Consider the following 23,016-nt stretch of genomic DNA (forward strand, 5'->3'; position numbering starts at 1 on the left):
GCCCTTATGCCACTTGATACTGCCGCACGTACGCTTCAAAGCGCTTGGCCGGCAAGGGCTCACTGAAAAAGTAACCCTGCACTTCGTCACAGCCCTGTTCCCGCAAAAAGTCCAGCTGCCCCTGCGTCTCAACCCCTTCGGCAATGGTCGTGAAACCCAGACTACGGGCCAGCGCGATGATAGCGACGACGATGGCCTTGTCATCCGGGTCGTCAGTGATGTCGCGCACGAACGACTGATCAATCTTGAGCTTGTACACCGAGAAGCGCTTGAGGTAGTTGAGCGACGAGTAGCCGGTGCCGAAGTCGTCAATCGACATGCGCACGCCGAGCTGGTGCAGATTGTTCATGACAGCCATCGCGCCCATGGGGTCGTTCATCGCCACGCCCTCGGTCAGCTCAAGCTCCAGGTAGTGCGGCGGCAGCTTGGTCTCGGCCAGGACCTGCTTCACCAGATCCAGCAGACTCTCCTGACGAAATTGCACGGCCGAGAGGTTAACCGCCATCTGTTGCACCGGCAGGCCAGCATCCAGCCACACCCGCATCTGCTGCGTTGCAGTCCTGAGCACCCATTCACCGATCGGCAAAATCAAGCCGCTGTCTTCCGCGATCGGGATGAATTCGGCCGGCGATACCGTCCCCAGCGTGGGATGCTGCCAGCGCAACAAGGCCTCCATGCCGACCACGCGGCCATCATGCAGCGACACCTGCGGCTGGTACACCAGATGCAACTGCTGCAACTCCAGTGCGCGGCGCAAACCATTTTCCAGTTGCAGGGTGCGGGAAGATTGCGTCTGCATCTCCGGCGTGAAAAAGCGGTAGGCGTTGCGGCCGGCCTGCTTGGCACGGTGCATGGCGGTGTCAGCGCTCGTCGACAGCGTCTCAAAAGAATCGCCGTCCGTGGGGTAGAGGGCAATGCCGATGGAAAAGGTCATGGCCAGTTCTTGTTGATCGATGAGGTAGCGCTGCGATGTGATCTCCAACACCTTGCTCGCCACATGCGCCGCCCCCATCGCATCCACGTCGGGACACAGCAACACAAACTCGTCCCCACCCAGGCGGCACACGGTATCCTGCTCGCGCAGCACCGATTTCAGACGTTTCGCCACCTGGACCAGCAGCTCGTCGCCGGTGTGATGGCCCAGTGAGTCGTTCACATTCTTGAACCGGTCCAGATCCAGGAACATCAGTACCAGCGGTTCACCCTGGCGCTGCGCATGGCTCAACGCGCTGACGACCCGATCCCGCAACAAGCGCCGATTGGGTAGCCCGGTCAGCGGATCAAAATCGACCAGTAACCGGATACGCTCCTCATCTTTTTTATGCTTGCTGATGTCCGTGGCAACGGCAACATAGTTCGCCACCGCCCCGCTGCTGTCGCGCAGCAAACTGATGGAGAGCAACTCCGGATAGTGGGTTCCGTCCTTGCGACGGTTCCATATTTCGCCCTGCCACTGGCCATGGCCATGGAGGGACGCCCACATGCTCCGAAAGAAGTCCGCTTCATGCCGTCCCGAGGCCAGCATGCTCGGATTGCGACCCCGAGCCTCAGCCTCGCTATAACCCGTGATTTGGCTGAAGGCATGGTTGACCCGCACGATATGGCCCTGACTGTCCGTGATCACGATGGATTCGCTGCCTTGCTCAAACACCTTGGCCACGAGCTGCAGTTGCACCTCGGCGCGCTTGCGCTCGATGGCAATGGCCGTGAGGTGGGCCGCCATTTCAATCAGCGCAAGCTCATGGGCTTGCGGCATGGCCGGCGCCCGGTGGTAGATCGCAAAGGTACCGAGCACCTTGTTGCTGCCGGACCGAATCGGTTCGGACCAGCAGGCGGCCAGCCCCGCCCGCTGCGCAAGGTCCTTGTAATCAGCCCAGTAGGGATGCGTGGCGATATCACCGACGATGACACGCTGGCCGGTATAGGCGGCGGTGCCGCAACTGCCGGTCTGTGGCCCAATCGTCACCCCGTCGATGGCCGCGTTGTAGAAGTCGGGCAAATGGGGGGCCACGCCCGAACCCAGGTGCAGGCCGTCTTCATCCAGCAGCAAAATGGAGCACAGCGCGCCAGGCAGGGTGTCTTCAATTTTGAGGACGAAATCTTTCAAAACTTGCTCCAGCGGCACGTCGCTGGCCAATCGCTCCAGCATGAAGCTGCGCAAGGCATCCATTTGCTGGGTTTGCGCGCGCAGCGCCAGATCCAGCACGCGTGCCGCCTCGCGATCAAAATTCCTGAGCGCGTGGTCTATGTCTGACGCCATTTCAAGCATCAGTTTTTGCGCCGGCTCATCAAAGGCGTTGACCACGCCGAAATGCACATTGAACGCACCGACGACCCTGCCATCGCGGTGCAGCGGCAAGGCGGCCGACGCGGCCCAACCAAACTGCCGGGCCAATGGATGCCACAAGGCCGTGACGGGGTCGTTCAGGTAGTCCTGGCACCAGAACGGCTGGCCACGGCGCATGGCATCGCTCACCGGCCCCTGGCCTGATGCATCGTCAGCATCCATCGCGATATGGATGTCGCCCAGGCATTCAACGCCCACGCCATACGAAACCGTCGGCATGATCCTGCGGTCTTGCGGGTTCATCAGGCCGATCCAGGCCATGGTGGCGCCCCCGTGTTCAACGGCCGCCCGGCAGATCTGCTCAAACAGCTCGTGTTCCGTGACACAGCGCACGATGGCCTGATTACAGTCACTCAGCGCTGCGTAAAGTCCGGCCAGGCGCTTGAGTTGGGCCTCAGACACCTGGTGCGCGCACTCCATCTCATTGAGCTGGCGCTGCGTCTGGGCCAGCCAGCCCAGCACACTGTTCTCCATGCCCGGCGCGAGGCCAATGGCATGCGTAAAGTTGCCCTGACCGATACGGGCGATCTGCCCATGAACCTCATCCACAGACCCGCCCAACGTGGCCTGCAGGGTCTTGAAAGTACGCCAGAGCGACGCCAGCAGGCCCAGGCCCAGGAGCACAAAGGCGATGCGCAGCAGGATGGCGTTGTTTTCGGCTTCCTGAACGCCCAACAGGGTACGACGATCCACCGACTCCAGAAAGTCCTTGATGGGCCGCATGATGTCGGCCTTGAACTGGTGGTAAAAATCGTCATGCAGCATCTGGCTGGCCCGCAGACGCCGGGCATCCAGATTGGGACCGGCCGATTCAAACAAGGCCATGGCCGCGAACTCGATGGCCGTCAAGGTTTCCGAATCGGCCTTGGCTTTAGCCAAGCGGCTGAATTCGTCTTCTGTAAAACCCGCCTGCTGCATCATCGCCAGCAGCGCCACCTTGGCGCCACCGTTGGGCGCCGGGGGTTTGCCATCGGCCGTGGCCAAGTCCCAATAAATACCGTCGTAATTGAGCGGCCGCGGCTTTCTGCCGTCGCGGATGTCCAGAATCTCGAGGTAATGCTGCTTGTAGACGGCATTGCCGGTCAGCACGTAGGTGCGGACCATGCGGGTCAGATCATCGGAGGACTGTCGCAGCTCGGCCGCGAGCAGGCGCGACTGGTAACGTCGCGCATTGGCATGGTCAACCTGATCTTCCGAGTAAACGTAGGCGGAAAACACGGCGATCAGCGCACAGGCCAAAACCACAGCCATCCGCAGGCTGCGTGAAAAAGGGGACGTCGTGGTGGGGTGGATCATGAGGACGTGCTGGACAAACGAATGCCTGCACATTATCCACCGCTCAATATGACCAAACGATCAGGTTTTTCTCATCCCTTTATTTGCTATATATTTAATAGCTAATAACGCATATCGTACGAGGGCTATCGCCCTATTTCACTTTAAATTACGAGACCAAGCCCGCCGCAGCCGGGGCGGGCGCCTCGCGCAGCTGCCGGCGCAGGATCTTGCCGAGGTTGGTCTTCGGCAAGGGTTCTGTACGGAATTCGACGATCTTGGGCACCTTGTAGTCGGTCAGGTGTTGCCGGCAATGCGCGATCAAGGCGTCTTGCGTCAGCGCCGGATCGCTCTTGACCACGACGATCTTGACGACCTCGCCGGACTTCTCGTCGGGTACGCCGATGGCAGCCACTTCCGCCACGCCCGGGTGCATCGCCACCACATCTTCGATCTGATTCGGAAAGACCTTGAAGCCCGAGACCACAATCATGTCCTTCTTGCGGTCCGTGATCTTGAAGTAGCCGCGCTCGTCCATGAACCCCATGTCGCCGGTGCGCAGCCACTCGTCGCGGGTGAACACCTTCGCCGTCTCGTCAGGCCGGTTCCAATAGCCGGGCATGACCTGCGGACCCCGGATGCAGATCTCGCCCACCTCGCCAATCGGGAGTTCGTTGTCGCTGTCGTCAAGAACAGCGGCCTGCGTTGATGGAAACGGCATGCCGATGGTGCCGGTCCAGTCGGTGATGTTCAGCGGGTTGCAGATCGCACCTGGCGAGGTTTCCGTCAAACCGTAGGCTTCGATGATGGGCACGCCGGTCGCCTTCTTCCATCGCTCGGCCACCACGCGCTGCACGGCCATGCCGCCCGCACAGACAACTTTCAGGCCGTGCGTGTCAACCTCGGCGAATTCAGGCGTATCAAGCAAGGCCCGGTACAGCGTATTGACGCCGATGATGGCGGTGAAGCGGTATTTCTTGAGATCATGAATGAAGGCATGCATGTCCCTCGGATTGGTGATCAGGATGGTGTGTGCGCCGATCTTCATGAACACCAGGCTGGAGTTCAGCGCAAAGACGTGGTACAGCGGCAGCGGGCAGACCAGTGTCTCCTTGCCGTCCAACAGGTCGTGCGCGATCCATGCCCCCACCTGCTGCAGGTTCGCCACCATATTGCCGTGCGTCAACACCGCCCCCTTGGCAACGCCGGTGGTGCCACCGGTGTACTGCAAAAAAGCAATGTCGGCGTGGCTCAAGGGCACGTGATGCAAGGGCTGCGCACGCCCCGCGCGCAAGGCGGCGTTGAATTCGGTTGCGCCGTCTATCTTCCATTGCGGCACCATTTTTTTGACGTACTTGACCACCACATTGGTCAGCAGCTCCTTGACCACCGGAAACATGTCGCCGACTTCGGTGGTGATCACGGTCAGGTGCAGCGTCGGGTTTTTTTCCAGCACCAATTGCAGCGTGTGGGCAAAGTTCTCCAGCACCACGATGGCGACGGCGCCCGAGTCCTTGAGCTGGTGTTCCAGTTCGGGCGCGGTGTATTGCGGATTGACATTCACCACCACCAGACCGGCCCGCAACACGCCGAACAGCGCCACCGGATATTGCAGCAGGTTGGGGCTCATGATGGCCACGCGCTCGCCTTTGTTAAGCCCCAGCGTGTTTTGCAGATAGGCGGCGAAGTCGCGGCTGGCCTGATCCAGCTCGGCGTAGGTGATGGACGCCCCCATATTGCTGTAAGCGGGCAGCGGGGCGAAGCGGTCACAGCTGTGCCGCAGCACGTCCCGAAGCGATGCGAACTCGTGCAGTTCCACCTCGGCCGCAATCCCCGGCGGGTAATTCTTCAACCAGATTTTTTCCATGCTGAGCTCTCCTTTGGCTGGCCGGTGCCCCCCGACCGCGCAAGACTTTGAGTCTAGAAAGAAGGCACAGCATACGCTTGAGATTTCTCAACGCCGCCAATCGGCTCCGTCCGCAAGGCCAATTTGCATGACAATGCATAAAAAACACCTCAAATGGAGTTCGACCATGCAATTTGAAGATTTTGGATCGAACCGCCAGACCTCACCTGCGCGCCCGACGGCCGAATTAACGCCCCAAGACGCGCCCCAAGCCCCGAGCCCCGCTTCCACCAACGAGCGTTTTCTGACCCTTTGCACCGCCGTGGAAGCGGCCATCCAGGGCGACTTCAATGCCCCCTTGCCCCTGCAGGGGAACGACCGGCTGACCCGGCTGACGCGGCAATTACAACAGTTGTTCGGTCAGCTTCAGGACACGTCTGCGGCAACGACAACGGCGCTACCCGCAGCAGGCAGCACCGGGGGCGCGGCCCAGCCGGAACTCCACCGGGAAAACGCGCGCCTGAAATACCTGATCGCCAACACCCCGGCCATCATCTACAGCAGCGTGCCAACCGGCGATGGCACCATGACCTTCGTCAGTGACAACGCCTTGCGCGTGCTCGATTACCGGCCCGAGGAAATGGTGGCCGACCCCAGCTTCTGGTTCGATCACATCCACCCCGATGACGTGCCCACCATCTTCTCCAGTTTCGCCCTGATCTTTACCGAAGGCCAGCAAGCCTATGAATACCGTTTTCGCGCACGCGACGGTCGCTACCTGTGGATGCACGACACACTGCGCCTGATTCGCGACGCCGACGGCAATCCGCTGGAGGTGGTGGGCTCGCTGACCGACATCACGGACCGCAAGCTGATGGAAGCGGCCTTGCAGAAAAAGGGCGAGGAGCAACAGCAACTGATCAACCAGCTGCAGGAAGCACAGGCCCAACTGCTGCAATCCGAAAAAATGGCCTCCATCGGCCAGTTGGCGGCCGGCATTGCGCACGAGATCAACAATCCGATTGGCTTTGTCAACTCCAACATGGGGGCACTCAAGGGCTATGTGGACACCTTGTGCGAACTCACGGACAGCTTTAACCAGAGCGTGCAGGGCAGGTCGGGGCAAGAGGAATTGAAGGCAGAAATTGCCCAGCTCAGGAAACAGGCCGACTATGAATTCCTGAAGGACGACGCGGCCGACCTCGTCAAGGAATCGCTGGATGGACTCAAAAGGGTCAAGGACATCGTCCAATCCCTCAAGGACTTCGCCCACATCGGTGAGACGGATTGGCAACTGGCCGATCTTCATGCCGGCATTGACAGCACGCTCACGATTGCCGCCAACGAATTCAAGTACAAGGCCACGTTACAAAAAGCGTATGGAACGATGCCTCAGGTGAAATGCCTGGCCTCCCAGCTCAACCAGGTGTTCATGAACCTGATTGTGAATGCGGCGCACGCGATCCAGGACAAGGGCGTAATCACCATCCGCACGGGCAGTGAGAACGACTGGGTTTGGGTGGAGATTGGGGACAATGGCTGCGGCATGCCGCCCGAGATCATGAACCGGATTTTCGAGCCCTTCTTCACCACCAAGCCGGTGGGCAAAGGCACCGGCCTGGGGCTTTCACTGTCCTACAACATCGTGGCCAAACACGGTGGGCGCATTGAAGTGGCCAGCGAACTGGGCACGGGCACGCGCTTTACGGTGCATCTGCCCGTTAACCAGATTGTGGCGACTTCAGCCGCCGCCTGACGCCATTACAGCGGGCGGCGGCGCGCAAAGCGCACCACCGTGACCCCGGCACGCGCCTGGCGTGTGGACGGCATGACCAGCACACAGTCGTCATACGGTGTCACCACCGGCTCGCCGTCGTTCCAGCCGATCACGCTGCCGGCCCGCTCGATGATTTCCAGCCCGGTGTAGGGCGCGGCAAAGCGAAAATCGCTGCTTTTGGCCACCACCGGCCCGGTCACCTCCAGCGCCCACTGGCGTGGCGCATCGGACTGCCGCCAGCCCGGCAACAGGCGCTGCACGGCGGCGGCATCCAGCGTGCCGGCCGCGTGCAGAAAGCGCGCACACTGGTCCTGCGCCACCGTGCGGCTGGCCGGGTCGCCATGAAAACCGCACTCCACCAGCAGCGAGCGCGTGCCGTTGTCGGCATCGCTGGCGCCTTCGCCGAAGCGGCCAAAGTCGCGCATGCGCACGCCGTCCTGGTGGCCGGCGTCGATGACGATGTGCTCGGGCGCGCGCATCTGCCGCGCCAGCGCCAGGTTGCGCGCCTGCATGCCGGTCAGCAGCAGCGGCGCCGAGGGTTCGTGCATCGAATGCAGGTCCAGCAACCAGTCGGCCGGCTCGACAAACGGGCGCAGTGCCCCGGCGCGGCGCCGCTCCAGGGTGTCGGCCGCCGTCATGCGCTCCACGAGCCACTGGCGGTTCAGATCTTCCTCGACCAGGCGCGATGCATCCGGGTTGGCCGGGTCGAAGCGGTCGAAGGCGTCGAGGTTGCAGAAGGCCAGCGTCAATGCGCCCTGCTGCGGCCGCACACCAGCCTCCAGCAAACCCTTGAGCGCCCAGGCGCCGCAGAGTTCGTTGCCATGCACCAGCGCGCTGATCATGACGTGGCGCCCCGCCACACCGGAATCGAACCGCCAGACCCCGGGCGTGCCGGTGTTGCCCTCGCGCCAAGCCGAAATATCGGGGCAAGCCAGCGCAAAAGTCAGGGTATCGCCCACGCTTACTCCTTGATTTTGGCGAAAGCCACGATCTTTTTGTACTTGGCCGTCTCATCCACCAGGAACTTCGCCATGTCCACATGCAGCGGCGCAATGGCCGAGCCGGAGTCTTCGAGTTTTCTGCGCAAATCGGGCGATTGCAGCGCCTCGGCCAGCGCCTTGTTCAGCTTTGCCGCCACGGCTTCGGGCAACTTCGCCGGCGCCATCAAGGCAAACCAGGTGCTGATGTCGATGCCGCTGAGGGCGGGATTTTCAGCCAAGGCCGGAATATCAGGGCTCGCCGCCGAGCGCTTCTTCTCGGTGGTGCCCAGCGCCAGCACCCGGCCGCTCTTGATATGCGGCAGGCCGCTGGAGAGCACGAACACGCCGAATTCGATGTTGTTGCCCACCAAATCGTTGGCCAGCGGCGCCACGCCGCGATAAGGAATGTGCGTCATGAACAGGCCGCCCTGCGCCTTGACCATTTCACCCGCCAGGTGCAGCGAGGTGCCCACGCCCGAACTGCCGAAGCTGAACTTGCCAGGATTGCTCTTCACCAGGCTGATGAACTGGTCGACGTTCTTCACCCCGCTCTTCATGGAAGCCACCAGCACCATGGGCTGCGAGGCGATCAGGCCGATGGGCGTGAAGTCTTTCAGCTCGTACTTGACGGTGCTCGACACGAGGCGGTTGATGGCGATCTCGTTGTTCGCGCCGACCAGTAGCGTGTAGCCGTCAGGTGCGGCGTTCGCGACCTTTTGCGCGCCGATGCCGCCACCGGCACCGCCCACGTTCTCGATCACCACCGGGACACCGAGCCGGGTGGACAGTTCGGCGCCGAGCGTGCGCGCCGTCAGGTCCGTGCTGCCGCCCGGCGGGTAGCCGACCACGATGGTGATGGGTTTGGACGGGTAGTTGGCCTGGGCCCAGGTCGGAGCGCTGACCAGCAGGGCCAGGCCGCACAGAACGGCAGCGAAAGGGGGGCGGTGGAGCAGTTTCATGGCATGAATCCTTGGTGGAGTTCACTGAATTATGCGAAGTCCAGCAAACTCACTGGTGCTAAAACTGCACCAAGTCGTGCTATTTCGGCACCGTCATCCACTGACAAAGGCCTGCCAGACCCGCTCGGCCAGTGGACTCAGGCGCCGCTTGGGCCGGTACAGACGCACATCAAAACGCACCTCCATGCGCCGGTCGCCCGCCACGGCGAGTCGGCCGGCCTTGCAGTCGGCATGCACCATGGACCAGGGCAGCCAGGCCACGCCCAGTCCTTTGAGCACGTATTCGTACAGCGCGTCGGCCGAATCGCACTCGACACAGCGCTGCAGACTGGGCGCATGCGGGTTCTGCGACAAGTGGTCTTCCACCAGGCGCCCCAGCGCCAGACTGTGCGCGTAGGCGAGGTAAGGGGCGGCCTTGTCGCCAAAGGCATGCAGCGGCTGGCCCTGCACGTCGGCGCGCGCTACCGGCACCAGTTTGTCAGAGGCCAGCGTCAGGTGACTGAACTGCCGCGCGTCCATGCGCAAGGCCAGCGCCGGGTGATGGTAGATCAGCGAAAAATCGGCCTCGTGGCGTTCCAGCAGCAGCACCGTGTCGGCCAGCGCGCGCGTCACGATGCGCACCTCCGCGTCGAGCACCAACGGGCGCAGGCGCACCAGCCAATCAGCCACCAGGGTGCGCGCGAGGGTACGACCGGTGGCCAGGGTCACCGTGCGGGTCTGGCGCCCGACCACGCTGCGCAGTTCCTCCCGTGAGCTGTCGAGGTTGTGCAGCATTTGCTGCGCGGTCTCCAGAAAGCTCTCGCCGGCCACCGTCAGCCGCACCGGGCCGCTGCCGCGCTCCACCAGCGGCGTGCCGGCCCAGGCTTCCAGCGCCTTGATGCGGCGACCAAAGGCCGGATGGGTGACATGGCACAGTTCGGCCGCACGCGTGAAGCTGCGCGTCTGCGCCAGCGCGGCAAAGTCCTCCAGCCATTTGAGTTGCATGGCGGTGCGCCCCAGCAGGCTTGACCGGATTTACACGCGGGCCGCTTGCAGCAGGTCGCGCGTCTTGCTGGCCTCGCGGCGCGCCGCCTGCGCGAAGTCTTCGCCCGACGAGGCATACAGAATGGCGCGTGACGAGTTCACGATGATGGGCGCCAGGGTTTCGCCCACCGCACCGTTAGCACCCACGACCCCGCGCCAGCCGGCCTTGACCGTGGCCACGGCGTCGCCGCCCTGCGCACCCACGCCGGGAATGAGCAGCGGCAGGGTCGGCGCGACGACCCGCACCCGCTCAATTTCTGCCGGATAAGTCGCACCCACCACCAGCCCCAGCTGGCCATTGAGGTTCCAGGGACCTTGCGCCAGCCGCGCCACATGCTCATACAGCAGGGGCGACCCTTCGATGCTGGAGAGCCGCTGGTTCTGCAAATCGTCGCCGCCCGGGTTGGAAGTGCGGCACAGCAAAAATGCGCCTTTGCCGTGGTAGGTCAGGTAAGGCTGCACCGAATCAAAACCCATGAAGGGCGACAGCGTGACGGCGTCGGCCCCGTAACGCTCGAAGGCTTCAATGGCGTATTGCGTGGCCGTGCTGCCGATGTCGCCGCGTTTGGCATCCAGAATGATCGGCACCTGGGGCGCGGCGCGGCGCATGTGCGCCATCAGGCGCTCCAGCTGGTCCTCGGCGCGGTGCGCGGCGAAGTAGGCAATCTGCGGCTTGAAGGCGATCACCAGGTCGGCCGTGGCGTCCACTATTGATGCGCAAAAGTCGTAGATCTTGCTGGCGTCGCCTTTGAGCTTGCCAGGAAACTTGGTGGGTTCGGGGTCCAGCCCCACGCACAACATGGAACCGTTTTGGCGCTCGGCAGTGCGCAGCATGTCTAGGAAGGTCATGCCCGTATTGTAAGAAACACCGGCCCGCACCTGCTAAGCCGCCCTTAAGGCGAGGCCGCGAAGATAAGCCTACCGATTCACTTTACCCAGGAGCTTCCCCATGGATTCATCCCTCCAACTCTTCATCCGCCAGTTCGCTGGCGTCGTACTGGCCACCCTGGTGCCCGTCATCCTGATCGCGTTCATGTCGATTCCGGTCACGCTGGGCGGGCATCCCGGCGAGGCGAGCGCCGCCAATGCACCGTTCACGCAACACATGACCTGACGCCCATCGCGTCACCAACTCTGCCTACACTTGGTACTTCCAGACTCACCTCTCCGCCCATGAAATTCACCGAACTGGCCGATGACGCCGAAGATGCCCAGCACACCCCAGCCGAGCGCGCGGCCGCGGCCTCGCGCAGCACCTGGGTCAGCGTCGGTGTCAACCTGGTCCTGACCATCACCCAGATCGCTGTCGGCGTCGTGGCCAAGTCACAAGGCCTGATCGCCGACGGCATCCATTCGCTGTCCGACCTGGTGGCGGATTTTGTGGTGCTGTTCGCCAGCCACCACAGCCAGAAGGACGCCGACGAGGACCATCCCTACGGCCACCAGCGCTTCGAGACCGCCGCCTCGTTGGTGCTAGGCACGCTCCTGCTGGCGGTTGGCGTTGGCATGCTGTGGTCGGCTGTTCGGAAACTGGAAGCGCCCGAGACCGTGCAAACTGTCCATATCATGGCGCTGTGGGTCGCCGGTGGCGCGCTGGTGGCGAAAGAACTGCTGTTTCGCTACATGCTGGCCGTGGCCAAGCGCGTCAAGTCGAGCATGCTGGTGGCCAATGCCTGGCATGCGCGCTCGGACGCGGCGTCCTCACTGGTGGTGGGCCTGGGCATCATCGGCAACCTGGCGGGTTACCCGATCCTGGACCCCATCGCCGCGCTGATCGTGGGCTTCATGGTCGCCAAAATGGGCTGGGAATTCGGCTGGGACGCGCTGCACGACCTGATGGACCGCGCCGTGGATGAACAGGAAGTGCTGGCGATTCGCCAAACACTGATCGAAACCCCGGGCGTCAGTGACGTGCACGACGTGCGCACCCGCAAGATGGGCGACATGATCGTGGTGGACGCCCACATCGAGGTCGATGCCGCCATCACGGTCGAGGCCGGTCACGACATTGCCGTGGCAGCGCGCCAGCGGGTGCTGCAGCGCCATCGCGTGCTGAACCTGATGACGCATGTGGACCCGTGGCGCCGGCCGGATCTGGACCATGCAACGCCCGTGGCGCCTGCCAGCTTGTAACGGCTTTAGCAACGCCTCAGAGATCGAGCACCAGCAACGGTGTTTTGGAGCGAGAACAACACGGCGTGAACTGGTCGTTGGCGGCCTGCTCCTCGGGCGTCAGGTACATGTCCTTGTGGTCCGGCAGACCTTCGAGCACGCGCGTCAGGCAGGTGCCGCACACGCCCTGCTCGCAGGAAGTCTGCACTTCCACGCCCGCGGCGGACAGCGCCTGGGTCACCGTCTGGTCCTTGGGCACCCTGATGATCCGGCCCGAGCTGGCCAGTTTGACCTCGAAACTCGCGTCGCTCTCTGACTTGGCCACTTCGGCGGCGAAGAACTCGTAGTGCAATTGACTCTCGGGCCAGCCCTGCGCCCGCGCCGTGCCCAGCACCGCGTCCATGAAACCCTTGGGGCCGCAGACATACAGGTGCACACCTATTTGCGGCGCCACCAGCAAGGCGGCGAGGTCCAGCTTCTGGTCGGCACCACCGTCGTCAAAATGGAAATGCACCTGGGACGCGTAGGCGGACGAGGCAATGCGCTCATAAAAAGCCATGCGCTCGCGCGAGCGCGTGCTGTAGTGCATCTCGAAATCAGCGCCGGTGATGGCCAGCCGTTCGGCCATGCACAGGATCGGCGTCACGCCAATGCCGCCGGCCAGCAGCAGGCTGCGTGTGGCATCGTGCGCCAATGGAAAGTGGTTCTTCGGCGCGCTGATTTGCAGCAACTGCCCCTCCCCTACCTGCTCGTGCATGGCCTGCGAGCCGCCGCGCGAGGCCGGGTCGCGCAGCACGCCGATCAGGTAGCGGTGGGTTTCCTTCGGGTCATTGCACAGCGAATACTGGCGCGTCAGGCCATTGGGCAGCGCCACGTCCACATGCGAGCCGGCGGAAAAAGCCGGCAGCGGCCCGCCATTCACGTCGACCAGCTCGAAGGTGCAGATGTCGGCGGCTTCCGTCGCCTTGCGCGCCACGCGGACCGATAAGGTTGACAAAGCGTTCATGGTGAATCCTCAGGCGCTGGCGGCGGTAGTTGCGGTGGGAGTGGCGGTGGCGCTGGCACCCGACTGCTCTTGCGCCATCAGGCGGTCCAGGATCTTGCGCGACTGGACGCCACCGGCATCGATGTTGAGCATGAGCAGGGCGCGCTCGGGGTACGCCAGCAGGTTTTTCTGCTGCAGTTCCAGCATCTGCAGGTCTTCGCTGAAAATCTTGCCCTGGCCTTCGCGGATGGTGGCGGTGAGCGCCTTGTCCTTGGGGTTGAACTTGCGCGCCATGCCCCAGAAATAGTGGATCGAGGTTTCGGTCTCAGGCGTGATGAAGTCCACCACCACGGCGTAAGCCTTGTGCTCGGCCGGCGCGTCGTAGCCGCCCTTGCCTTCGTGCGCCACGCCGACTTCGATCATCACGTTGCTCGGTGGCGTGAAGCGGCAGATCTGCCAGCGGTCGACCGGCACGTCATCGGCCAGGTTATTGCTGCGCAGCGCCAGCCGCCAGAATGGCGGCGCCATGATGTTCTCCATGAAACGGCTGGTGATGACCTGCTCGCCTTCGACCCGGGTCTTGCAGGGTACTTCGTCGATTTCCTTCTGGCCGATGCTGGTGGAATGCACGTAAGTTTCGTGCGTCAGGTCCATCAGGTTATCGATCATCAGCCGGTAATCGCATTGGATGTGGAACAGGCCGCCGCCATAAGCCCACTCGGGGTTGTCGTACCAGTCGAGGTGGGGGATTTTGTCGGCATCGGCCAGAGCGGCATCGCCCGGCCAGACCCAGATGAAGCCGTAGCGCTCGACCACGGGAAAGCTGCGAATCGCGGGGAAGCCGCGTACGCGCTGGCCCGGCATGGAAACGGTCTTGCCGTCGCAACCCATCGCCAGTCCGTGGTAACCGCACACCAGCTTGCCTTCGGACACCGAACCCAGCGACAAAGGCGCACCCCGGTGCGGACAGAAATCCTCGACCGCGGCGACCTTGTTTTCTTCCCCTCGATAGAAGGCAATACTCTCGCCGCAGATTTTGCGACCCAGCGGCTTTTCGTCGATTTCATTGGGGGTGCAGGCGACGTACCAAGTGTTTTTCGGGAACATGATGATGACCTCATTCGGTTAAAAAATCCTGCGGCAGGCCCTGCAGGTGGGTTCCAGGCTCCGATTCAATATTCAGCATACTGAATGTAAATCATTGTACGGAATGACTATCCGCAATGGAAGTCAAAAAATCTAGGTATTAACCCTTGGCATCGGCTTCGTCCGGCTTGTTCTGCTGGTCATTCATATGCACGAACTTGCGCAGCAGGCGCATGAACTCGCGCTGCTCCGTTTGATCCAGGTTGTCCATCATGCCGAGGTACATGACTTCCACGCCCGGCCTGAGTTTCTGCAGCACCGCCTCGCCCGCTGGCGTCAGCGAGAGGCGGCGCTGACGGCGCGGCAGCACCTCGCGCAGGATCCAGCCCTTGGCTTCCAGCCGGGTGGCGATATCGGCCGTGCTGGAGGTGTCCAGCGCAATCAGCTGGGCCAGTGTCACCTGGTCGACGCCCGGCGTTTCATGCAGCGTGCGCAAAACGGCATACTGGATCGGCGTGACATGGCGACCATGCACTTCGTGAAATTTGGACACCGCAATCTGCTGGGCGCGGCGAATCAGATGGCCCGGCTCGTCGGAAAGCGCGAAGGTAGGCGGGGTGTCGGTGGTTGGGGTCATGGGTGGCGGCAATCAAAACAGATGGCGGGATTTTGCACCCGTGTCGCCGTACCGCTGCAATACCCGGTAGCGCTGGCGCACATCGCCGGTGGAGGCCATCAACACATAAGCCTCGACCTGCCAGTCCAGCGCCGGATGCAACAGCGGCGCCCGGGCTTGCGCCGCATGCCGCGCCAGTGTGAGGTGGGGCCGGAAGCGGCGCGGATCGGTGCGCAGACCCAAGCCCAACACAGCGTACCCCAAGTCGGCATACAAGTGCTGCAAGGCCTCCGGCACCGCCTCGGGGCACAACACCGCCAGCCCGTGCGGCCAGAGTTCGGGCAAGCCCAGGCGCAAATCGAACGGTGTGAACGGGACGGCCAGCCCGGCGCGCAATTCATCCAGCCGCTGGTGTGGCACCGACCCCATGAAATGCAGGGTGATATGCCAGTCCACGGGGGCGTAGCGGGCCGCATCGGCGGGCCAGTGCCACTGCTCGCAGTGCTTCGCCAAGCCGGCCTTCATCGCCTCGCCGGGCATCAACGCCAGGAACAGCCGCGCGGTGCCGGACGTTGGAGACAGATGGACGCGGGCAGTCTCAGGTTTTTTTAACGGCACGCTTGAGGGCGTCTTTGGCATCCTTGACGACTTCCTTGACGTCCCCAAGCACCTTCTCGGCTTTGCCCTCGGCCTGTTTTTTCAGGCCTTTCGCCTCTTGCTCCTTGTTGCCGACCAATTTCCCGGCTTCCTCCTGCACTTTGCCGGCCGCGTCTTTGATTGCGCCCTTGATTTGATTCTTGTTGACCATGGTTACTCCTTCAGTGATGTGGGCTGGACAGCCCAAACGGGAATCCAATCCACAGAATGAAGCCTGCCCATGGCGTGCACATTGAGAGAACGCAAAGACCAACAAACTGGTGGGCCGGTTCACCCCGCCTGTCGTATCACATCCAGCGCCAGACACAGGTCAGCCCAGGCGCGGGCCTTGTCCTGCGGGGTGCGCAGCAGGTAAGTCGGGTGGTAGGTCACCACCACCGGAATGCCCTGGTAGCGGTAAATTTGCCCGCGCAGCTTGCCAAACGGGATCTTGCTGCCTTCCGCCAGGCTGCCATGCAACAAGGTTTGGGCGGCAAAACGACCCATGGCCAGAATGACTTTGGGCCGCACCAGGGCGACTTCGCGGCGCAGGTAGTTTTCACAGATCGCGAGCTCCAACGCCGAGGGGTTGCGCACCACGGCGGGCCGGCATTTGACGACGTTGGTGACATACGCGGCCTGGGCCGCGCTGAGCACCGATGCCGCGTCGTCCGGGCCACGCCGGCTCACGCCGACGGCCTTGAGCATGTTGTCCAGCAATTGGCCGGTCTGATCAGCAAACGGCGCGCCCAGGCGCTCTTCGGCCTCCTCCGGGGGCTCGCCCACCACCAGCCAGTCCGCCTGAGCGGGAGCTTCGGCAGCGCCAAACACCGGTGCCCGCCGACCGATGCACAGCTGGCAGGCCTGGCAGCTGTGCACGGCGTCGGTTAGGGTCGCCCAATCCATGGCGGCAATGCCGTCGGCCAGCCCGGTGGACGCCCTGGTGTCAGTGGCATCAGACGGCGCGGCAGCGGCCCTGCCCACGCCTTGCGTTTTTAAGTATTTTTGACCTGCAGCCCCCGTGGACAGTGCGCTGACAGCTATCTCTTCAATAGCAGCGGCAGAGCGCACCTGAACTGCGGGCGGGGGCACCTCGATGACGGGGCGGGAAGTCTGGGCGACGCTTTGAGGGGCGTCAAGCACTGCCGGCTCGTCGGCCACGGCCTGTGGCAGCCAGACGCGCACACCCATTTCCTGCAGGATGGCGCGCTGGCGGGTGTCGAGGTCAAGACTCATGGGTGCATTCTTACAGACTCACAGCCGCAGGCTCATCACGACCGCGTGTTCGCGCTGACCCTGGACGGCGGGGTAATAGTTCTTGCGCAGGCCGACCCGACGATAGCCCTGGCTTTCGTACACTTTCATCGCGCGCAGGTTGCCGACCCGTACCTCCAGCCAGAGCCAGTCCGCCGCCTGCCCTTTGGCCCAGATCGCCAAGGCATCGAGCATGACGTGCGCCCAGCCTTGGCGCTGATAGTCGGGCGCCACCGTGATGTTGAGCAAATGCACCTCGTCCACGCCGTTCATGGCGATGAAATAGCCCAGCAGGGTCTCGTCCGCCATGAGCAGCTGGCCCTCGTAGCCCGAGGTGAGCGTGTCCAGAAAGTTGTCACGCGACCAGGGGTGGGCGTAGGCCTGTTGTTCCACCTGCAACACCGCATCCAGGCGCTGCAAGGTCAGCGGTTCAAACCGGACTTCGGCGGGTTTCGGGAGGGCACTCATGGATTGCAAGTCAGGTGGCCAGTGCGGCGGCCTTCTCGGCCGCGCGCTCGACCGTAGTTTTAGCCACTTTGTCGCGAATGTAAAGCGGCAGGGCCTGGTCCGCACGTACGGCAGCACCGGCCGCCAGCAGGGCGGGCGCCAGCCGCAGCATGGCGCTGGCGCTGGGCAAGGCATGGATCCGCTGCGTCACGGCGCTGGCGCCAGCGCCGGCCTCGACGGGGGCTGGCGGGGCGCCTGCAGGCCCGGGCAAACGCGCACCATAGGCCGCAAACACATTGCCGGCCAGGACCGAACCCGGCTCGTACACCAAATCTTCGGGGCAAATCAGGCTGTAGCCCCCGATCTGCCTCCACTGTCCGCTACTGTAAACATAGCTGCCGGCATACATCTCGTCCATGCGGGCATCCAGCAAGGCCATGACCTGGTAGGTCTCCAGCGCGGCCGCGTGCTGCCAGCGCGCCTCTTCGGCCACGCTGAGCAGGGTGTCGACTGGCAGCACGGGAACGTTCACGCCGAAGGCCAGCCCCTGCGCCACCGCACAGGCGGTGCGCAAGCCGGTGAAGGAGCCGGGGCCGCAGCCAAAAACAAACGCATCCAGCTGTCCGAACTGCAGACCGGCTTGCGCCATCAGCCGCTGGATGGTGGGAATGAGATGGGCCGAGGTCTGCGCGCCACCGGCGGCGGTTTCCTGCCACACCCGGGGCGACTCAAGCGCCTGGCCCGCGCCGTCCACCGTGCGCTGCACGGCGATGGACATGGTTTCGGTGCTGGTGTCAAAGGCGAGCAGGTTCATGGCGCGCCCTTGCGGCCGGCTCGTGCGTCATCCTTCAACACCGCAGGTTCAAAAAATATCATCAAATCAGCCTCCAGCCCTCACTGCATCTGCGCAAGTAGCTTCTTTTTTAATAGCAACAGGCACAACCGCCCGCACGCCGAACAAGATCCCCATCGTCACCAGCGCCAGGCCGGCCGCCAGGTTCCAGTGCAGGGGTTCACCCAAAAACAGCACCGCGCCCAAGGCCGAGAGGCCGGGCACCAGCGCCGTGATCATGGTGGAGCGCACCGGACCGTAGTGCTGGATCATCTTGGTGAAAGTGATGCCGGAGATCACCACCGAGCCCCAGCCCTGAAACACCGTCTGAAACATGAGTTCGCGCAGCGGCGCCGTGAACACATGGCCCTGCACCACCTCGCCCAGCAGCAGCGCCGCATACACCGGCACATAGGTTACAAAGGAAAAGGCCGTGATGGCGATGGTGGCGCGCACCGCATCCAGCGCATGGCGGCGCGCCAGCACGCTGTAGGTGGCCCAGCACAGCGCGGCGGTCATGAACAGCAGATCGCCCTTCCAGACCACGCCGCCATCAAAGGCGTGCAACAGGCTGGCGCCGCCCACCATCAGGTCGCCCAGCACGATCAGGGCCAGGCCCAGAGCGCGTAGCGGCGTGATGCGGTCGTGCAACACGATCATCGCCAACAGCGCCGTCCACAGCGGCAGACTGCCGGGCATCAGCACCGAGGCATGCACCGCCGGGGCAAACACAAAGCCGCTGTAGGCCAGCAGCGCATACAGCAGCCCGCCAAACAGGCCAACCGTGGCGGTCACCTTGAGCGAGAGCGGCGACAGGCCGAACAATGAGGAATGCCCCACGCCCTGCGCCCGGTCCCGGGATACCAGCCAGGCGCCCCAGGGCAGCAAGATCAGGCTGGCGCCGACGATGCGGCAAAAAGCAATGTCAAACGGGCTCAAGCTGCCACCGCGCGCCGGGTCGGCCGAGGCGCGGGCGATGATGATGAAGGAAGTCCAGATCAGCACCGTAACGATGGCGGCGGCCAGGCCGATCGTGCGGGGCGAAAACCTGCCGGACGCCGGTTGTAAAGAAGAAGGCATGGCCCGATTATCGGGGGCCGGCACGCACGACGCTACCGGCCGGGGGCAAAGGCCGGCAGAGGCGGCTTGATAATCGGGCCATGTCTTTACCGCATCGCCTGCTGGGCGTCGTGGCTGCTCTCGTCTGTAGCCTGACCCTGGCGCAACCCCTGCCCCCTGAAGTGGACGCGGCCCTGGCCCGCGCCCGGATCCCGCGCGACGCCGTCACCTTGCTGGTCGCCGACGCCGAGGGCCAATTGCCGCCGCGCCTGAGCCACCGCGCCGACATGCCCGTCAACCCGGCCTCCGTCATGAAGTTGGTGACCACTTATGCGGCGCTTGAGCTGCTGGGTCCGGCCTACAGCTGGCGCACGCCGGTGTATGTGAACGGCACGGTGCGCGATGGCACCTTGTTTGGCAATCTGTACATCAAGGGCCTGGGCGACCCCAAGCTGGTGGCCGAGCGCCTGTGGCTGCTGCTGCGCCGCGTGCAGGGCCTGGGCATCGGCTCCATCGCCGGCGACATCGTGCTGGATCGCAGTGCTTTCGAGCCTCTGGACGCGGACCCGGCCAGTTTTGACGGCGAGCCGCTGCGCCCCTACAACGCCGCGCCCGACGCCCTGCTGCTCAACTTCAAATCGGTGGTCATGACCTTTGTGCCGGACCTCGGTGCCAACACCGCCCGGGTGCAGTTCGAGCCGCCGCTGGCGGGGGTGCAGATGCAAAGCAGTGTGCCGCTGTCGTATGGCGCCAATGGGATGAATGGCGTCTGTGGCGACTACCGCGCCGCGCTCAAGGCCGACTTCTCCGACGTCTTGCGCATCCGTTTCGACGGGGCTTACCCGGCCAGCTGTGGGGAGAAAGTCTGGCCGGTGGCCTATGCCGACCCCGCCAGTTTCAGCGCGCGCGCCGTGGAAGGCCTGTGGCGCGAGATGGGCGGCAAGCTCGCCGGCACGGTGCACGAAGGCCGCGTGCCGACGCTGGCGCCGGTGTTGCTGCCGGCGTTTGAGATGAGCTCGCCCGCGCTGGCCGAAGTGATCCGCGACATCAACAAGTTCAGCAACAACGTGATGGCGCAGCAAGTTTTTTTGAGCTTGAGCCTGCCCACCGCCTCCCGCGAAGCCTCGCGCGAAGTGGTGCAGCGCTGGTGGACGCAGCGCATAGCCCCGAACGACGCGCCGACGCTGGACAACGGCGCGGGCCTGTCGCGCAACGAGCGCATCAGCGCCCAGGCCCTGGCGCGCCTGCTGCAAACCGCCTACCGCTCCCCCCTGATGCCGGAGCTGATGTCCTCGCTGCCCATCACCGGCGTCGACGGCACGCTCAAACGCAGCCGCACCCTGGCCCAGGGCAGTGCCCACCTGAAAACCGGCAGCCTGCGTGATGTGGCGGCGGTGGCCGGCTATGTGCACACGGCCAGCGGCAAGCGCTACGTGCTGGTCGCCATCGCGAACCACCCGAACGCCAATGCGGCACGCCCGGCATTTGAGGCTCTGATAGAGTGGGCGGCACGGGAATAATGAACCCGACCACTCGGCCCGACGTGACCCCCGACACAAAAACGCCCGAGCAATGGCGCGCCGACTTTGCCGTGGCGACGGTCCTGTTCGACTCGCTCCCGCTGCAGGCCACGCTGTCCGTTGGCGTCGCCAACTACCCCTACCACGGCAACTCGCCGGAAGAGCTGATCCGCTGCGCCGACCAGGCTCTGTACCGGGCCAAATCGGAGGGCCGCAACCGGGTTGTCCTGTTTGCGGCAGAATCTCCCGCCGTGCTTGCCTGAAGAGCGTCCGGCCTTGCTGCCCTATTGAAATCCATATGCCACTCCTCGATCTCATCGGTTTCGTCGCCGCCGTCCTCACCACCGCCAGTTTTGTACCGCAGGTCTGGCACACGTTTCAAACCCGGGACGTGCGCGGCATCTCGCTGGGCATGTACAGCGCCTTCACCGCTGGCGTGGCCTGCTGGCTGGTCTACGGACTGCTGCTGGGCGCCTGGCCGATCGTGATTGCCAATTGCATCACGCTGACCCTGGCGGCGGCCATTCTGGTGATGAAACTGCGCTACCGCTAACTTTCACGTCACATCCCCGGCAGGGGTTTACACCCCCCCTGCAATCTCCACGTTGATTGAGAATGAGCAACAAAGCAGAAAATAGCGCGGTCAGACTATTTTTTGCGTTGCTGGCTTTCCGCCTCAGCGATTCTGGAGACGGTGAATGATTTATTTCAAAGCTTCATGGGCCGCCTTGGGCGCGGCGCTTCTGGTCGTATCTTGCGGTGGCGGCGATGGGGACGCCCTGGGGACACAGAACACCAACCCGGCGCGTGGCGAACTGATGCAGACACCGCCGCCGCGCATCACCTCGATGAGCGCCGCTGACTTCACCGCCAAACTGCAGGCCAGCATGTCCGGCCTGGGCCTGCTGCAACTCGCGGGCACGCCGGTTTGCGGCGTCGATGTGCAGTACATGAAATACGGCACCGTGGGTGGCGTGAATGAAGCCACCAACGCCTCGGGCGCCTTGATGGTGCCCACCGGCAGCGCCCCCCAGTGCAGCGGCGCACGCCCGATCGTGTTGTATGCCCACGGCACCAACATCACCAAGCGCTACAACCTGGCGGACTTTGTTGACAACACGAACCCGGCCTATTCCGAAGGCCAGTTGCTGGCCGCCCTGTATGCGGCCCAAGGCTATATTTTGGTCGCCCCCAACTACGCCGGTTTCGACAGTTCGCCACTGAGCTACCACCCCTACCTGAATGCCGACCAGCAGTCCAAGGACATGATGGATGCGCTGTCCGCGGCCAAAAAGGCGCTGCCCGTCCTGCTGTCGCCCACCAGCGCCAGTGCCAAGCTGTTCATCACCGGCTACTCCCAGGGCGGCCACGTCGCCATGGCCACGCACCGCGCCATGCAGGCAGCCGGCATGCCAGTCACCGCCTCGGCTCCCATGTCCGGCCCCTATGCCCTGGCCGCCTACACCGATGCCATCTTCTACGGCAGCGTGCCCGCCGGCAGCACCTTGTTTGCGCCGCTGTTGGTGAACAGCTATCAAAAGGCCTACGGCAATCTGTACACCGCCGCGTCCGACTTTTATGAAGCCACCTATGCCACCGGCATCGAGTCGCTGGTGCCGGGGATTTATGACTTCACCACCGTCGTGACTAATGGCAAGTTGCCGCAGTTGACGCTCTTCAACAGCACGCCCCCCACGCCGGCCTTCGCGGCCATCACACCGCCGACCGGAACGGGCACGCCGCCCGGCGCCACCGACCCCTTGTTCGCGGCCGGCTTTGGCACCGCCAACCTGATCAGAAACACCGTTCGTTTGGGCTACCTGCAGGACGCTGCGGCCAACCCCGACGGGGTGCTTCCCGCGTTCACGACGGGGGCCACGGCGGCCAATCCGCAAAACCCGATTCGCCTGGCGGCAAAGCGCAACGACCTGCGTGGCTGGACGCCGGCCGCCCCGGTCCTGCTGTGCGCCGGCAGTGGCGACCCCACGATCTTCTACAGTCTAAACACCCAGGTCATGGCGGCTTTGTGGGGGCCCCAAGTGTCCGCGCAACTGGTCACGGTGCTGGACGTTGATTCGCCTACCACGGGTCCCAACGATCCGTTCGCCGCCGCCAAGGCAGGATTTGCCGCCGCCAAGGCCGATACCGCCAACGCCGCCGGCGTCAATGCCGTGGCGGCCGTGACCGCGGCCTACCATGGCGGCCTGGTGCCCCCGTACTGCAATGCGGCAGCGCGTGGCTTCTTCTCGCAGTTTTAGTCCG

General features: G+C 63.6%; 22 protein-coding genes. 7 read left to right on the plus strand and 15 right to left on the minus strand.

What is annotated here, in order from left to right; all coding sequences use genetic code 11:
- Positions 1-4: 4 nt before the first annotated feature.
- Positions 5-3,643, minus strand: coding sequence for an EAL domain-containing protein (locus tag C5P05_RS19250; protein ID WP_198674792.1), 3,639 nt, complete (start codon positions 3,641-3,643; stop codon positions 5-7).
- 148 nt (positions 3,644-3,791) lie between these two features.
- Positions 3,792-5,489: an AMP-binding protein gene (locus C5P05_RS19255; protein ID WP_114971456.1), complete on the minus strand. Its 1,698-nt coding sequence runs from the start codon at positions 5,487-5,489 to the stop codon at positions 3,792-3,794.
- Between the two features lie 166 nt (positions 5,490-5,655).
- Here C5P05_RS19255 and C5P05_RS19260 point away from each other — a divergent pair, with 166 nt between their 5' ends.
- Positions 5,656-7,224, plus strand: a complete 1,569-nt coding sequence (locus C5P05_RS19260) for an ATP-binding protein (protein ID WP_114971457.1) — start codon at positions 5,656-5,658, stop codon at positions 7,222-7,224.
- Between the two features lie 5 nt (positions 7,225-7,229).
- Here C5P05_RS19260 and C5P05_RS19265 read toward each other — a convergent pair whose 3' ends face one another.
- The 4 genes from C5P05_RS19265 to pyrF form a co-directional block, all read right to left on the minus strand.
- Positions 7,230-8,204, minus strand: coding sequence for a succinylglutamate desuccinylase/aspartoacylase domain-containing protein (locus tag C5P05_RS19265; RefSeq protein ID WP_114971458.1), 975 nt, complete (start codon positions 8,202-8,204; stop codon positions 7,230-7,232).
- 2 nt (positions 8,205-8,206) lie between these two features.
- Complete coding sequence (locus C5P05_RS19270; RefSeq protein ID WP_114971459.1) at positions 8,207-9,184, minus strand: Bug family tripartite tricarboxylate transporter substrate binding protein; 978 nt, start codon at positions 9,182-9,184, stop codon at positions 8,207-8,209.
- Positions 9,185-9,277: 93 nt separating this feature from the next.
- Entirely contained in the window at positions 9,278-10,168 is an 891-nt protein-coding gene (locus C5P05_RS19275) for a LysR family transcriptional regulator (RefSeq protein WP_114971460.1), read from the minus strand.
- Positions 10,169-10,198: 30 nt separating this feature from the next.
- Positions 10,199-11,056: an orotidine-5'-phosphate decarboxylase gene (gene pyrF, locus C5P05_RS19280; RefSeq protein ID WP_198674793.1), complete on the minus strand. Its 858-nt coding sequence runs from the start codon at positions 11,054-11,056 to the stop codon at positions 10,199-10,201.
- A gap of 100 nt (positions 11,057-11,156) precedes the next feature.
- On the opposite strand from pyrF, the gene C5P05_RS33785 reads away from it, so the two are divergent.
- Both C5P05_RS33785 and C5P05_RS19285 read left to right on the plus strand, forming a co-directional pair.
- Complete coding sequence (locus C5P05_RS33785; protein ID WP_157979398.1) at positions 11,157-11,321, plus strand: hypothetical protein; 165 nt, start codon at positions 11,157-11,159, stop codon at positions 11,319-11,321.
- A 59-nt stretch (positions 11,322-11,380) separates the two neighbouring features.
- On the plus strand, positions 11,381-12,340 hold the full coding sequence (locus C5P05_RS19285; protein ID WP_114971462.1) for a cation diffusion facilitator family transporter: 960 nt from the start codon (positions 11,381-11,383) through the stop codon (positions 12,338-12,340).
- Between the two features lie 16 nt (positions 12,341-12,356).
- Here C5P05_RS19285 and C5P05_RS19290 read toward each other — a convergent pair whose 3' ends face one another.
- The 9 genes from C5P05_RS19290 to C5P05_RS19330 all read right to left on the minus strand — a co-directional run bounded on the left by C5P05_RS19290 (position 12,357) and on the right by C5P05_RS19330 (position 19,255).
- Positions 12,357-13,325 (minus strand): PDR/VanB family oxidoreductase, encoded by a 969-nt coding sequence (locus tag C5P05_RS19290; RefSeq protein ID WP_114971463.1) that lies wholly within the window; start codon positions 13,323-13,325, stop codon positions 12,357-12,359.
- A gap of 9 nt (positions 13,326-13,334) precedes the next feature.
- Positions 13,335-14,411 (minus strand): aromatic ring-hydroxylating oxygenase subunit alpha, encoded by a 1,077-nt coding sequence (locus C5P05_RS19295; protein ID WP_114971464.1) that lies wholly within the window; start codon positions 14,409-14,411, stop codon positions 13,335-13,337.
- Between the two features lie 139 nt (positions 14,412-14,550).
- On the minus strand, positions 14,551-15,027 hold the full coding sequence (locus C5P05_RS19300) for a MarR family winged helix-turn-helix transcriptional regulator (RefSeq protein ID WP_114971465.1): 477 nt from the start codon (positions 15,025-15,027) through the stop codon (positions 14,551-14,553).
- A gap of 12 nt (positions 15,028-15,039) precedes the next feature.
- Positions 15,040-15,645 (minus strand): RNA 2',3'-cyclic phosphodiesterase, encoded by a 606-nt coding sequence (thpR, locus tag C5P05_RS19305; protein ID WP_114971466.1) that lies wholly within the window; start codon positions 15,643-15,645, stop codon positions 15,040-15,042.
- Positions 15,605-15,814, minus strand: a complete 210-nt coding sequence (locus C5P05_RS19310; protein ID WP_114971467.1) for a CsbD family protein — start codon at positions 15,812-15,814, stop codon at positions 15,605-15,607. The genes thpR and C5P05_RS19310 overlap by 41 nt, the downstream gene beginning before the upstream one ends.
- 119 nt (positions 15,815-15,933) lie before the next feature.
- Positions 15,934-16,878, minus strand: coding sequence for a uracil-DNA glycosylase (locus C5P05_RS19315; RefSeq protein WP_114971468.1), 945 nt, complete (start codon positions 16,876-16,878; stop codon positions 15,934-15,936).
- Positions 16,879-16,896: 18 nt separating this feature from the next.
- On the minus strand, positions 16,897-17,364 hold the full coding sequence (gene rimI / locus C5P05_RS19320; protein ID WP_114971469.1) for a ribosomal protein S18-alanine N-acetyltransferase: 468 nt from the start codon (positions 17,362-17,364) through the stop codon (positions 16,897-16,899).
- 10 nt (positions 17,365-17,374) lie between these two features.
- Positions 17,375-18,157, minus strand: coding sequence for a tRNA (adenosine(37)-N6)-threonylcarbamoyltransferase complex dimerization subunit type 1 TsaB (tsaB, locus tag C5P05_RS19325; RefSeq protein ID WP_114971470.1), 783 nt, complete (start codon positions 18,155-18,157; stop codon positions 17,375-17,377).
- Positions 18,158-18,223: 66 nt separating this feature from the next.
- On the minus strand, positions 18,224-19,255 hold the full coding sequence (locus tag C5P05_RS19330) for a DMT family transporter (RefSeq protein WP_114971471.1): 1,032 nt from the start codon (positions 19,253-19,255) through the stop codon (positions 18,224-18,226).
- A gap of 80 nt (positions 19,256-19,335) precedes the next feature.
- Between C5P05_RS19330 and dacB the strand changes: the two genes are divergently transcribed.
- From dacB to C5P05_RS19350, 4 genes are all read left to right on the plus strand, one after another.
- A complete protein-coding gene (gene dacB, locus C5P05_RS19335; protein ID WP_114971472.1) occupies positions 19,336-20,754 on the plus strand; it encodes a D-alanyl-D-alanine carboxypeptidase/D-alanyl-D-alanine-endopeptidase in 1,419 nt (472 codons plus the stop codon).
- Positions 20,754-21,017: a GGDEF domain-containing protein gene (locus tag C5P05_RS19340; protein ID WP_114971473.1), complete on the plus strand. Its 264-nt coding sequence runs from the start codon at positions 20,754-20,756 to the stop codon at positions 21,015-21,017. Before dacB ends, C5P05_RS19340 begins: the two co-directional genes overlap by 1 nt.
- A gap of 35 nt (positions 21,018-21,052) precedes the next feature.
- Positions 21,053-21,307 (plus strand): SemiSWEET transporter, encoded by a 255-nt coding sequence (locus tag C5P05_RS19345; protein ID WP_114971474.1) that lies wholly within the window; start codon positions 21,053-21,055, stop codon positions 21,305-21,307.
- A gap of 145 nt (positions 21,308-21,452) precedes the next feature.
- Complete coding sequence (locus tag C5P05_RS19350; RefSeq protein WP_114971475.1) at positions 21,453-23,012, plus strand: alpha/beta hydrolase family protein; 1,560 nt, start codon at positions 21,453-21,455, stop codon at positions 23,010-23,012.
- Positions 23,013-23,016 lie beyond the last annotated feature (4 nt).

This window comes from Rhodoferax ferrireducens (assembly GCF_003347515.1).
GTDB lineage: Bacteria > Pseudomonadota > Gammaproteobacteria > Burkholderiales > Burkholderiaceae_C > Rhodoferax.

Bases quoted from the DNA above. Each gene is read 5' to 3' on its own strand.
- C5P05_RS19250 (WP_198674792.1), bottom strand. From the start codon at position 3,643: ATGATCCACCCCACCACGACGTCCCCTTTTTCACGCAGCCTGCGGATG.
- C5P05_RS19255 (WP_114971456.1), bottom strand. From the start codon at position 5,489: ATGGAAAAAATCTGGTTGAAGAATTACCCGCCGGGGATTGCGGCCGAG.
- C5P05_RS19260 (WP_114971457.1), top strand. From the start codon at position 5,656: ATGCAATTTGAAGATTTTGGATCGAACCGCCAGACCTCACCTGCGCGC.
- C5P05_RS19270 (WP_114971459.1), bottom strand. From the start codon at position 9,184: ATGAAACTGCTCCACCGCCCCCCTTTCGCTGCCGTTCTGTGCGGCCTG.
- C5P05_RS19275 (WP_114971460.1), bottom strand. From the start codon at position 10,168: ATGCAACTCAAATGGCTGGAGGACTTTGCCGCGCTGGCGCAGACGCGC.
- pyrF (WP_198674793.1), bottom strand. From the start codon at position 11,056: ATGACCTTCCTAGACATGCTGCGCACTGCCGAGCGCCAAAACGGTTCC.
- C5P05_RS33785 (WP_157979398.1), top strand. From the start codon at position 11,157: ATGGATTCATCCCTCCAACTCTTCATCCGCCAGTTCGCTGGCGTCGTA.
- C5P05_RS19285 (WP_114971462.1), top strand. From the start codon at position 11,381: ATGAAATTCACCGAACTGGCCGATGACGCCGAAGATGCCCAGCACACC.
- C5P05_RS19290 (WP_114971463.1), bottom strand. From the start codon at position 13,325: ATGAACGCTTTGTCAACCTTATCGGTCCGCGTGGCGCGCAAGGCGACG.
- C5P05_RS19295 (WP_114971464.1), bottom strand. From the start codon at position 14,411: ATGTTCCCGAAAAACACTTGGTACGTCGCCTGCACCCCCAATGAAATC.
- C5P05_RS19300 (WP_114971465.1), bottom strand. From the start codon at position 15,027: ATGACCCCAACCACCGACACCCCGCCTACCTTCGCGCTTTCCGACGAG.
- thpR (WP_114971466.1), bottom strand. From the start codon at position 15,645: ATGCCAAAGACGCCCTCAAGCGTGCCGTTAAAAAAACCTGAGACTGCC.
- C5P05_RS19310 (WP_114971467.1), bottom strand. From the start codon at position 15,814: ATGGTCAACAAGAATCAAATCAAGGGCGCAATCAAAGACGCGGCCGGC.
- C5P05_RS19315 (WP_114971468.1), bottom strand. From the start codon at position 16,878: ATGAGTCTTGACCTCGACACCCGCCAGCGCGCCATCCTGCAGGAAATG.
- rimI (WP_114971469.1), bottom strand. From the start codon at position 17,364: ATGAGTGCCCTCCCGAAACCCGCCGAAGTCCGGTTTGAACCGCTGACC.
- tsaB (WP_114971470.1), bottom strand. From the start codon at position 18,157: ATGAACCTGCTCGCCTTTGACACCAGCACCGAAACCATGTCCATCGCC.
- C5P05_RS19330 (WP_114971471.1), bottom strand. From the start codon at position 19,255: ATGCCTTCTTCTTTACAACCGGCGTCCGGCAGGTTTTCGCCCCGCACG.
- dacB (WP_114971472.1), top strand. From the start codon at position 19,336: ATGTCTTTACCGCATCGCCTGCTGGGCGTCGTGGCTGCTCTCGTCTGT.
- C5P05_RS19340 (WP_114971473.1), top strand. From the start codon at position 20,754: ATGAACCCGACCACTCGGCCCGACGTGACCCCCGACACAAAAACGCCC.
- C5P05_RS19345 (WP_114971474.1), top strand. From the start codon at position 21,053: ATGCCACTCCTCGATCTCATCGGTTTCGTCGCCGCCGTCCTCACCACC.
- C5P05_RS19350 (WP_114971475.1), top strand. From the start codon at position 21,453: ATGATTTATTTCAAAGCTTCATGGGCCGCCTTGGGCGCGGCGCTTCTG.